The organism is Synechocystis sp. LEGE 06083 (assembly GCF_015207725.1).
In the GTDB taxonomy this organism is placed as follows: Bacteria; Cyanobacteriota; Cyanobacteriia; order Cyanobacteriales; family Microcystaceae; genus Synechocystis; species Synechocystis salina.
Genome location: NZ_JADEWJ010000107.1, coordinates 1 through 11294 on the forward strand (window position 1 = coordinate 1; position 11294 = coordinate 11294).

The following is an 11294-nucleotide window of genomic DNA, read 5'->3' on the forward strand; positions in this document are numbered from 1 at the left end:
TGTGGGCCGCATTTTCTTCCTTAGCAACCTTGAGGGTCAAGGAGGCATTACCTACCTCCTCCCCCTGCCAGTTTTTTACAATACAATCAACCATAGTTTTGTTCCTTCAGCAGTGACGGATAGAAAAGGCAACCTAGCCCCGACCAACGGTTTTAGCGGGGGTGATATTCAAAAGAGTGCCGGGCTTACCGGGCAGGGCCCCTTTGATGATCAGCAAGTTCCGTTCCGCATCCACTCGCACCACCGTTAAACGGCGCACCGTAACCTGGGACGCACCATACTGACCGGCCATTCTTTTACCGGGATAGACCCGACCAGGGGTGGTACCAGCCCCAGTGGAACCGGGCAAGCGGTGGTTTTTAGAACCGTGGGTCATGTTACCCCGACGGAAATTGTGGCGCTTTTGGTAACCGGCAAAACCGCGACCCATGCTCTGGCCAGCCACATCCACCAGGTCTCCAGCTTGGAAAATGTCCGCTGTGACCGCATCCCCAGCCTGTAGACTGGGAGCTTCCGTCAAACGGTACTCCTTCAAATGGCGGACAGGGTCAGTGTTGGATTTTTTCAAATGGCCCAGTTCGGGTTTGGACAAGGCCTTTTCTTTAACGGGCAAAAAACCCACCTGTACGGCATTGTAGCCATCAGTGTCCTGGGTTTTAACCTGGGTAACGGGACAGGGCCCGGCTTGCACCACCGTCACAGGAATGGAAATGCCGCTTTCTTGATCAAATATCTGGGTCATGCCCAGCTTAGTTCCTAAAATACCGATAGACACGGTCAACCCTCTGCACTAAATAATTAATGTGAATAAACAAACAGGAAACACTCCAGACATAAAGCAGAGACCCCAGACAAATGCCTCTGGTCAATGGCTTTGAGCCCGATAAATAACTGATTTAGTTACGTCGATGGAGCGTTTCAATCAAGCTTGGCTTGAGAGACCACCTTGTGTCCTAGCGGTAGGGAGAGTTAGTCCTACATGGGCCCAGAAGGTGGATAACCCTAGTTCCTGGTCAGACTTAGAAACCCTATGGCATTCCAGTATCTGCAGGGGGTCTTCAAAAATAGCAGTTTAACGTTTTGATATTACTCGATCTAATATCCAGTTTTGACCGCGATTAACCATCATAGCCATAAAGGGAACCCCCGTCAAACTAATTTTCCTGCCAGGGCATCTCCTCGGAGGTGTAAGAACAAGCATTCTTTCGCTGACGCGCAAATTTCGTTAAAATGGTACTGTGTTAAATTTTGTTAAATGGAGATATTCCTGTATGGCTACGATTAATATCGGCATTCCTGAAGCGGACCGCGTCAAAATTGCAGAGTCCCTGAAAAAACTGTTGGCCGATACCTACACCCTTTATCTACAAACCCATAACTTCCACTGGAATGTTACCGGCCCCCAATTCCGCGACCTACACCTCATGTTTGAGGAACAGTACAATGAGTTGGCTCTGGCGGTGGATGACATTGCTGAACGTATCCGCAGTTTGGATGTTTTTGCCCCCGGCACCTATAAGGAATTTAGCAAGCTGAGTTCTGTTCAAGAAGTGGATGGCATCCCCACCAGCAAAGAAATGGTCGACATTTTGACCAAGGGCCACGAAACCATTGTCCAGTCCTGTCGGGATGTGCTCAAGTTTTCCCAACCCGCTGATGATGAATCCACCATTGCCTTGGCTTCGGACCGGATGCGGGTCCATGAGAAGACGGCTTGGATGTTGCGTGCCATGAATAAATAGGCTGCAGTTTTACCTATTCCTGGCTGAAACTTTACTGGAATTTCGCCCTGGGCAATTCCCCCAGGTAGCGGGATAGGTAGGGAGAAAAAATTTCGTAAATTAGGGTTAGGGGTTTACGGTCATGCCAGAAAAGGTAATGTCGACCCCAAAAAGGCCCTTCCTGGCCAAAGGCATCGGCTAAGGCACGGTTGTGGCCACAGTATATGGCCTGGATATCCCGATACAACTCGGTATGCAATCGGGAAAGGCTGTCCCAGATGGGTAAATTGCGATTTTGCAAATATTCGTCCACATGGCTGGCATCCCACCAGGAAACGGCATAGGCTAGCCTTTGACCAGATTGGGTCCTCAGCCACACCTGTCGCCGCAGATGGGGACTGGGTACAGTGTTAATTTGGGGGGGGGCGCCGTCATCCCTGGGGCCCACCGGGGCCATGTCAATCACATCTACCTCTGTCTTCTCCCCGGTGAGTAGTTGCAGGTGCCTGGTGGGGGAACCGTCCCCAAGGATGAGGATTTGCCATGGGGGGGGCAGGATGCTGTGGGGCAGACCATGCCTAACGTCGTGTTGATCCCCCTGCCAGAGTAAGTCCAGTGAATGCCAAGCAAGGGAAGGGGAAACGGCCGGAGAAAGGTTCAAGGGGAGTTGCCTGTGCGTTACAAAACTTTACATTTTCGTGACTTTTTTGATGATAACAAACTCAAGCTAAGGAGGTGGGCTTTCTGTTTCCTGGCGATCGCCGTTTTTGTTGGGATCATTACTGGGTCGTGGTTGACTTCTCCAGGGGGATCAGTGGGTCTGGGACAAACTCTTCCGCCCAGGGGGGACCTACGCATAGCCGTGATCAGTGACCTCAACAGCGCCTATGGTTCCACTAGCTATGAACCGGAAGTCTCCAAGGCATTGCAACTCATTCCCAGTTTGCAACCAGATCTTGTCCTTTGTAGTGGAGATATGGTGGCGGGGCAGAGTCCCAAATTAACCAATGCCCAAATTCAAGCGATGTGGGACGCCTTTGACCAGGTGGTAGCTAGGCCCCTACGACAGGCCCAGATTCCCTTTGGTTTTACCTTGGGCAACCACGATGCTTCCGGTGCCCTGGATCAAAATCGTCGTTTTCGTTTCCAAAATGAACGGGAGTTGGCGGCTCGTTATTGGCGTAACCCAGCCCATGATCCAGGCATAACTTTCCTGGATAAAAGTGATTTTCCTTTTTACTACACCTTTAGTCAAAATGGTGTTTTTTTTCTGGTGTGGGATGGGTCAACCCACCGGATTCCCCCGGAAAAATTGGCTTGGGTGGAAAGGGCCCTGGCCAGTGCCCCGGCCCAAAATGCCAAGTTACGAATGGCGATCGGGCATTTACCCCTCTATGGTGTGGCGGAAGGTCGCAATAAACCGGGGGAGGTGATGGCCAAGGCTGAACAGTTAAGAGCTTTGTTGGAAAGGTATCAAGTCCACACCTATATCAGTGGGCACCAACATGCTTACTATCCTGGCCGGCGAGGGAATTTAGAATTACTCCACACAGGATTACTGGGGGCGGGCCCCAGGGCTTTAATTGGCCAAGAACGGCGATCGCCAAAGACGTTAACCATTTTAGATTTCACGTTTGATCAACCGGATCAAGTGCAATACACCACCTACGATATGAAGGATTTGAGCCCTGTGGGACTGGAATCCTTACCCCGGTTTCTCTTGGGCCATAATGGCCGGGTAATCCGCCGAGACCTGAGGGAAGCAAATTTGACCCCAGCGGAGCAGCAGGCCTGTGGCGCAAGTTTGGGCTTGGCCCTGTGCAATGTTAGGTGAGCAATTGAGTAGTGGGGATGGTTAGTCATCAATGGCCAGTTAAAACTACCATGGGAATTTGTCCCCAGACTTGCCGATTTTCTTTCAGACCATGGCTGCCGTTACCCCTAACAATCTCCCTCCCCTCAATAAAGCCACCTTCTGGGCCATCATTCACCAGGAAATCAGTGATGAGGTGGTCAACGCCCTGCTAGCCCATTATCTCGGTTATCGATTCGACGGCGATCGCCAACGGTGGGAACTGGGAGAAGTGGAGTCAAGCTGGGCCCAGGAGTATCCCGAACCGCCCAATTTCATCGAAAATCGTCCCCCCACAGTCAAATTGACCCGGTCCATTCCCCCGGAAAATAAACAATTGCTCAAGGAACAGTTGGGTTTTACTGGTTATAAAATTGGCGAGTTCACCCCCCGCCACACCCGCCGAGCCACAGCGGTTAATTGGTTGCTCAGTTACATGGCTATCCACAAGCTCCCATTGCATTGACAAAGAAATGGGCCAGGGAGACCCATTCCACTCCCCAGCCCCCGATTCTCCCTGATCAAACCATTAGAAACTGGGATATCTACCAGCCCTTTTCTGCTTGGTCAAGCACGTAGGACGCCACATCTTCCATGTCGCTGTCACTGATGCGACCCTTAAAGCCGGGCATAGCTCCATTACCATTGGTGATTTGAGCAACAATTGCTGCCACGGAGTTCTTGCCATTGGCTTCCAAGTCGGCCATTTTCAAGGTTTTGCTGGGGTTGATGGAATTGAGCCCCCCATTGTGGCAAGCGGCACAGTTGCCGGCAAAAATAGCTTTACCATGGGCTAGGTCAGCGGCTAAGGCGGTGTTACCTAGGGAAAAAATACCCCCCAGGAAAATTAGACAGGGAAGGGCAATGCCCCAAAAAATCTGGCTAGCTTGGTTGAACAATTTAAACATTAGTTCTCCTTTCAAGGATAAAGTCTTCAAGACGCGAAGGTATTATGGGAGGCGATCAAGACAAAGTCAAAAGACAATCTGTCAAAGTTACGGTCAAGCTAGAATTGGCTAGGTTTGTGGAGGGGCCATGGCAGTCCCATTCCTAGCCCACCGTTTTTTTATAATTTCCCCAGCTTTTACGATGGTTTCATGGTGCCGATGGCGATCGCCAAGACGTTGGTTTATGTTTGCGTGTCTGGGACTGTTGCTCAGTGGGTTAATCAGTTGTCAGGGTAAGCAACCCCAGAGCATGGAGGGGAAAGTCAGCTTTTGGACCATGCAACTACAACCAAAATTTAACCAGTATTTTGACGAATTGATTGGTACCTTTGAGCGAGAAAATCCACCGGAGCAGGTAAATTGGGTGGATATTCCCTGGAATGCCATGGAGAGCAAAATTCTCACCGCTGTCTCGGCTAACACAGCCCCCGACGTAGTAAACCTCAACCCCACTTTTGCTTCTTTATTAGCCAGTAAAAATGCCTGGCTCAATTTGGAACAGGAGGTGAGGCCCGAAGTTAAGGCCCGCTATCTGCCTAGTATTTGGCAAGCCAACAGTCTTAGGGAAGGGGAGGTGTTTGGTTTCCCCTGGTATCTCACCACCCGCATCACCATCTATAACCAGGATCTACTACGACAGGCGGGGTTGTCCGCCCCTCCAGCCACCTTTGCGGAGTTAGCTGTGGCCGCCAAAGCAATTCGGGAAACCACCGGTAAGTATGGTTTTTTCATCACTTTTTCCCCCTCCGATTCCGCCGAAGCCCTAGAAAGTCTAGTGCAAATGGGAGTGCGGTTGGTGGACGATGACGGCCGAGCCGCCTTTAACAGTCCCGCTGGCAAAGTGGCCTTTCAATATTGGGTGGATCTGTATCAGCAGGGATTACTACCACCGGAAGTCTTAACCGAAGGACATCGTCGGGCCGGGGACCTTTATCAGTCCGGGGCGATCGCCTTTTTATCAGCGGGGCCAGAGCTATTAGCTAGTTTGGAAAAAAATGCCCCCAGCATTGCGAAAGTTTCCGCGGCCGCGCCCCAAATTGTCGGGGAAACTGGTAAAAGAAATGTGGCAGTGATGAATCTAGTCATTCCCCGGAGCACCCAAAATCCCACCGGAGCAATTAAATTTGCCGAATTTGTCACCAACACGGACAATCAATTTACATTTATCAAACAGGCCAATGTCTTACCCTCCACCATTGGTGCCGTCGATAAGTATCGAGAAGAGTTGGCAAAAATCAGCAACGCCAGTTCCTTGGAAAATGCCCGTCGGGTCGCATTGGAACAATTGCCCACAGCGGAGGTTTTAATTCCCCCCATGGCCAACCTCAATCAGCTCAAGCGCATCATCTACGAAAACCTTGGGGCGGCAATGGTGGGCAACAAAACTGTAGACCAGGCCCTACAGGATGCGGAACAAGTCTGGAACGATAACTTGAAAGGCTAGACCAGGGTAGTTGCAGTCAAGTGCCCCTCATTGGCAAGTCGTTGTCGCCATCTACCTGTCGTGTTGATCAGGATAAAAAGAAATAATCATCACGCACATCTGCTGCACCGATTGATTACCTATAACCCGGCCCGATCCCCAAGGGCATGGCCAAAAATTTTCGCCCCTCCAAGGCAACTGTTAGCCCTGAACAGTTTTCACATTGCCTTTAGCATTTAAACTGACAGGCAGTTTTGCTCCCCGGAGCTAAAGCCCATCTCGACCATTCACCTAGCGATCGCCATGAGCAGTACCCAAGATTATATCGGCGAGGAAGCCGCCACCAGAGTCAAAATCCTTAGTGAAGCTTTGCCCTACATCCAACACTTTGCTGGCCGCACTGTGGTGGTCAAATATGGGGGAGCCGCCATGAAGGACAGCAACCTCAAAGACAAGGTGATCCGCGATATCGTCTTTATGGCCTCCGTTGGCATTCGCCCGGTGGTGGTCCATGGCGGAGGGCCAGAAATTAACACTTGGTTGGATAAGGTAGGCATTCAACCCCAATTTAAAGATGGATTAAGGGTCACCGATGCGGCCACCATGGATATTGTTGAAATGGTGCTGGTGGGTAGGGTTAACAAAGAATTGGTCAACTTAATTAACCAAGCCGGCGGCAAAGCGGTGGGACTTTGCGGCAAAGACGGCCAATTAATGACTGCCCGCACCATGACCAATAAAGACGTTGGTTTTGTGGGGGAAGTCAGTTCCGTTGATGCCCGGGTGGTGGAAACCTTGGTAAAAAGCGGTTACATCCCCGTCATTTCCAGTGTGGCGGCGGATGAATTCGGTCAAGCCCATAATATTAATGCTGATACCTGTGCTGGAGAATTGGCGGCGGCCCTAGGGGCAGAAAAATTAATCCTCCTCACCGATACCAGAGGTATTTTGCGAGATTATCAAGACCCCTCCACCCTAATCCACAAGTTAGATATTCAACAGGCGCGGGAATTGATTGGCTCCGGCATAGTGGCGGGGGGCATGATTCCCAAAGTCAACTGTTGTGTGCGATCCCTAGCCCAAGGGGTGAGAGCAGCCCATATCCTTGATGGCCGTTTGCCCCATGCCCTGTTGCTGGAAGTATTCACTGATTTGGGCATTGGTTCGATGATTGTGGCTTCGGGCTATGATCTTTGAGGCGGAAGAGATTTTTTCAACTCCTTCAACAATGGATTAAGCAATCATTTTGGACGATAACTTTTTACCTTTGCTGTCAGGATCTGCCCAGTTAAAACTTTTGCAATTGGTCAGCCCGACCTTGCCGGTGGGAGCCTACAACTATTCTGAAGGCTTGGAATGGTTAATCGAACGGGGAAATATTACTAATGCTGATACCCTGGGGGCATGGATTACCCAGGAGTTAGGCCAGGGTTCCATTGCAGTGGACACAGCTATCATGGCTCGGGCCCATCGGCTTACTGGCCAACTTGCCAAAACCGATGTTGCACCCAACCCCACTGTTAAAAATTTATCTTATTGGAATCAATGGTTAACGGCCACTAGGGAGAGTCGAGAACTAAGAGAGCAGAGCTTGCAAATGGGAGGATCCCTGCGAAAATTGTTGGTGGATTTAGACCCGGCTGTGCAGGCTTGGTTTGAGCCGATTCCCTCCACACAACCCTGTAACTATGCGATCGCCTTTGGAGTAGGATCCGCTTTTTGGGGCATTGATCTCCATCAGAGTGGGTTGGGCTATCTCCACAGTTGGGCTAATAACTTGATTTCAGCCGGGATAAGACTGATTCCTTTGGGACAGACGGCAGGTCAAAAACTGTTGTTGCATTTAACACCCACCATTTTGGATCAATGGCAGAGAATTTTATCACTGGGGGATGATGATCTGTACAGTTGCAGTTGGGGGTTGGCTCTGGCTAGCATGGGCCATGAAAGTCAATACACCAGACTATTCCGCAGTTAGCTTTAACTGGCCATAATCCTCGGGAGTGGTCGGATTTTTCTGTAAACCAGGGTGTTGAAAAGGGAAAATCCAGATTTTCAGCCAGTCTAGGAACAATTCTGTGATCATTCCCTGATTCTCAGCTGTTGAATAGTTTCCGTTGTTTATTGAGCAAATTAAAGGAAACAGTAATGTCTTTAGAAAACCAAACTTTTTGTCTTGTAGCCAAATTGAACAGTTCAGTTTGTGTTAAATGGAAGGATTTAATTAAAAATTTCAATGAAATGTCGAGGCTATGGCCGAAAGTATTTACGCAATCAATAATTTAGTCGGATTACTCTAATTTCAGACCTGGCGGTAGTTGAAGACAAAAATATACTGTTTTTGCATCCCTTTGCACAAAGTACCGGCTCCTATGTAATGCTGGTTATAGCTTAATTAATCTCTTACCTCATCCTATGACTGCCACTGTTACTGCCCAAGAAGCTTTCCGAGCTGCCTATGAAAACCGCTACACCTGGGACGAAGATTTTCCCGGTTATCGAGCCCACCTCACCGTTACCCAAGGGGATGAACGCTACACAGGGGAAGTGGAAGTGAAGGCGGACTACACCGTTACTGTTACTGGTTTCAGCGACGAAACTGTGCAGGAAAGCGTTTATAACCAAATGCGAGACATTGTTACCCACCGTAAACAGGGAAATTTTGAAAAGTCCCATGGTAAGAATCAGTTTAGCTTTGGGGAAACCGATGCTTCCGGGGCGATCGCCATTGATGTGAAGGGAGATGCCATGGGATCGAACTATAAAATCCGGGGTACGGAAATTTGCCAGGTCAGCCGAGTGATGGGGCCTGTGGCTTTCACCATTAACACTGAAGAAAGTTTGGATACCGGCTCCGGCTACATTGCCGTTAAATATAACGCTATTTTCAAAGATCCTAAAACTGATACCCTCAAAGGTAAAAGGGACTTCACCGAAACCTATGTGGAACTAGGGGGTTATTATCTGCCCAGTCAACAGACCGTAGAGGCGATCGCCGCTGGTGGAGAAAAAACCTTTACCGATTTCAGCTTCACCAATTTAGAACTTTTGGCATAGGTGACAGCGCTTTGTCCAGGTTAGCAACTCCATTGGTATCAACGTCTGCCCCCACCATTGTGGTGGAAAATTTGAGCAAGGTTTATCCCATTGCCCTCAAATCCCCTGGTCTGAAGGGAACATTGCAACATTTTTGGCAGAGACGTTACCGCCAAATTCTTGCGGTGCAAGATATCTCCTTTACCATTCCCCCTGGGGCGATGGTGGGCTTCCTCGGTGCCAATGGAGCCGGCAAAACCACCACATTGAAAATGCTCACAGGGCTGATTAAACCCTCCGGAGGAAAAGTGCGGGTGGCTGGCTTTGATCCCTTCCGTCGACAAACGGCTTTTTTACGGCGCACCAGTTTAGTAATGGGGCAAAAGCAACAATTAATCTGGGATTTACCTACCCTGGATTCCCTCCGCATCAATGGGGCAATTTACGAAATTCCTGACCAAATCTTTGAGCAACGGCTAGGGGAATTGAGCGAAATGCTCGGTCTGACTACGGAATTGAAGCAACCGGTGCGGAAACTTTCCCTGGGGCAACGGATGAAAGCGGAATTGTTAGCCGCCCTGCTCCACCACCCCACCGTTTTATTTTTGGATGAACCAACCTTGGGGCTGGATGTTAATGCCCAAGTGGCGGTGCGGCAGTTTTTACAGGAGTACAACCAGCGTTACCAAGCCACCGTGTTACTGACCAGCCATTACATGGCAGACATCACCGCCCTTTGTGAGCGGGTGCTATTGATTCACCGGGGACAATTGATGTATGACGGTGATCTGGAAGCCCTGGTAGAAAGATTTTCCCCTTACCGGCAAGTGGCAGTGGAATTATCTACTCCCATAACTCTGGAAAAATTACAGATCTATGGGGAAGTGGAGAGTGTGGAGGGTTTACTGGTGCGCTTTTTGTTAAAACGGGAAAGCCTAACTACGGCGATCGCCAAGCTGTTAGCAGAGTTGCCGGTATCAGATTTAAGTGTGTCTGACCCCCCCATCGAAGAAATCATTGGTCGTCTATTTTCCCAGGGTAATTTGGACAATAAACTTTGATCTTTAACCAGTGGTGAACTACTCCTCCCTGCTTGTGGCAGCAAATCTGCCGATGAGGAAGGAGAGTGTTTGCTTGTAAAGGTTAAAGAGGGCAAGCAAGAAAATTTTTTATACCGCTACGGTGGCGGGGGCTTGTACCTGGCCTAAAAACTGATTCAGTTCTTCCCCTTCGATGACCTCTTTTTCGAGGATTTTTTCGGCGATCGCCTCCAGTAAATCGCGATTATGGTCGAGAATTGCCAAAGCCTGGTTATGGCCCTGCTCAACGATTTCTTTGACTTCTAGATCAATTTCCTTGGCAGTGTCATCACTGACCATACGCCGGGGATTGCCCATGCCCTGCCCCAGAAAATTATTTTGCTGACCCTTATCGTAGGCGAGGGGTCCCAAAACCTTGCTCATGCCGTAGGTTGTGACCATTTGCTCTGCTAAATCCGTGGCCCGTTGTAAATCATTGGCCGCGCCAGTGGTGATGCTGTCAAAAACAATTTCTTCGGCGGCCCTTCCCCCTAGCAGGGTGGCAATTTGATCCCGTAGTTCGGACTCGTTTAACAAAAAGCGGTCTTCTGTGGGCATTTGGAGGGTATAACCCAGGGCGGCCATCCCCCGGGGCACAATGGAAATTTTCGCCACCTGACCACCGCCGGGCATCACTGCCCCCACTAGCGCATGGCCCACTTCATGGTAGGCAACAATTTTTTTCTCCTTATCCGACAGCACCCGACTTTTCTTCTCCAAGCCGGCCACCACCCGTTCGATCGCCTCGCGGAAATCGGCTTCAGTAACGCTATTTTGCTTATTGCGGGCGGCTAGCAGTGCCGCTTCGTTGACTAAATTAGCCAAGTCAGCCCCGGCAAAACCAGGGGTACGGGTGGCAATATTTTTTAGCTCCACCTCGTTGTCTAATTTAATTTTCTTGGCATAAATTTCTAAAATTTTCAGCCTGCCTGCCAAATCTGGCCGGTCCACCAACACCTGGCGATCGAAACGGCCGGGACGGAGTAACGCTGGGTCCAAAGTTTCCGGGCGGTTAGTGGCCGCTAACACAATCACCGTCGCCCCTGCCGCACTGAACCCGTCCATTTCCGTCAGCAGTTGGTTCAGAGTCTGTTCCCGCTCATCGTTGCCCCCCATCAAACCACCGCTGGCCCGGGATTTACCGATGGCATCCAATTCGTCAATGAAGACAATGCAAGGGGCTTGCTTTTTGGCTTGCTCAAATAAATCCCTTACCCGGGCAGCCCCTGCCCCCAC

At 50.0% G+C, this 11294-nt stretch carries 11 protein-coding genes and 2 pseudogenes; 8 read left to right on the forward strand and 5 right to left on the reverse strand.

Annotated elements, in window-relative coordinates:
* A pseudogene (locus tag IQ219_RS09825) lies at positions 1-94 on the reverse strand (50S ribosomal protein L4); the annotation flags it as partial.
* Positions 95-133: 39 nt separating this feature from the next.
* Positions 134-775: a 50S ribosomal protein L3 gene (rplC, locus tag IQ219_RS09830; protein ID WP_190596128.1), complete on the reverse strand. Its 642-nt coding sequence runs from the start codon at positions 773-775 to the stop codon at positions 134-136.
* Positions 776-1271: 496 nt separating this feature from the next.
* Between rplC and IQ219_RS09835 the strand changes: the two genes are divergently transcribed.
* Positions 1272-1742 carry a Dps family protein gene (locus IQ219_RS09835; RefSeq protein WP_190596130.1) on the forward strand — a complete coding sequence of 157 codons (471 nt, stop codon included), beginning with the start codon at positions 1272-1274 and terminating at the stop codon, positions 1740-1742.
* Between the two features lie 31 nt (positions 1743-1773).
* On the opposite strand, the gene IQ219_RS09840 is transcribed toward IQ219_RS09835, so the two are convergent.
* Positions 1774-2382: a chorismate lyase gene (locus IQ219_RS09840; protein ID WP_190596132.1), complete on the reverse strand. Its 609-nt coding sequence runs from the start codon at positions 2380-2382 to the stop codon at positions 1774-1776.
* Between the two features lie 12 nt (positions 2383-2394).
* Between IQ219_RS09840 and IQ219_RS09845 the strand changes: the two genes are divergently transcribed.
* Both IQ219_RS09845 and IQ219_RS09850 read left to right on the forward strand, forming a co-directional pair.
* Positions 2395-3555 carry a metallophosphoesterase gene (locus IQ219_RS09845; RefSeq protein ID WP_368667598.1) on the forward strand — a complete coding sequence of 387 codons (1161 nt, stop codon included), beginning with the start codon at positions 2395-2397 and terminating at the stop codon, positions 3553-3555.
* 91 nt (positions 3556-3646) lie between these two features.
* Positions 3647-4039 carry a DUF1823 family protein gene (locus IQ219_RS09850; RefSeq protein ID WP_194072481.1) on the forward strand — a complete coding sequence of 131 codons (393 nt, stop codon included), beginning with the start codon at positions 3647-3649 and terminating at the stop codon, positions 4037-4039.
* A gap of 79 nt (positions 4040-4118) precedes the next feature.
* On the opposite strand, the gene IQ219_RS09855 is transcribed toward IQ219_RS09850, so the two are convergent.
* On the reverse strand, positions 4119-4481 hold the full coding sequence (locus IQ219_RS09855; protein ID WP_190596137.1) for a c-type cytochrome: 363 nt from the start codon (positions 4479-4481) through the stop codon (positions 4119-4121).
* A gap of 181 nt (positions 4482-4662) precedes the next feature.
* On the opposite strand from IQ219_RS09855, the gene IQ219_RS09860 reads away from it, so the two are divergent.
* The 5 genes from IQ219_RS09860 to IQ219_RS09880 all read left to right on the forward strand — a co-directional run bounded on the left by IQ219_RS09860 (position 4663) and on the right by IQ219_RS09880 (position 10040).
* Entirely contained in the window at positions 4663-5964 is a 1302-nt protein-coding gene (locus IQ219_RS09860) for a sugar ABC transporter substrate-binding protein (RefSeq protein WP_194072482.1), read from the forward strand.
* A 282-nt stretch (positions 5965-6246) separates the two neighbouring features.
* A complete protein-coding gene (gene argB, locus IQ219_RS09865; RefSeq protein WP_190596141.1) occupies positions 6247-7140 on the forward strand; it encodes an acetylglutamate kinase in 894 nt (297 codons plus the stop codon).
* A 127-nt stretch (positions 7141-7267) separates the two neighbouring features.
* Entirely contained in the window at positions 7268-7921 is a 654-nt protein-coding gene (locus IQ219_RS09870) for an urease accessory protein UreF (protein WP_194072484.1), read from the forward strand.
* Positions 7922-8358: 437 nt separating this feature from the next.
* On the forward strand, positions 8359-9000 hold the full coding sequence (locus IQ219_RS09875; RefSeq protein WP_194072483.1) for a DUF3386 domain-containing protein: 642 nt from the start codon (positions 8359-8361) through the stop codon (positions 8998-9000).
* Positions 9001-9059: 59 nt separating this feature from the next.
* A complete protein-coding gene (locus tag IQ219_RS09880) occupies positions 9060-10040 on the forward strand; it encodes an ATP-binding cassette domain-containing protein (protein ID WP_194072485.1) in 981 nt (326 codons plus the stop codon).
* Positions 10041-10148: 108 nt separating this feature from the next.
* Here IQ219_RS09880 and ftsH4 read toward each other — a convergent pair.
* A pseudogene (gene ftsH4, locus IQ219_RS09885) lies at positions 10149-11294 on the reverse strand (ATP-dependent zinc metalloprotease FtsH4); the annotation flags it as partial.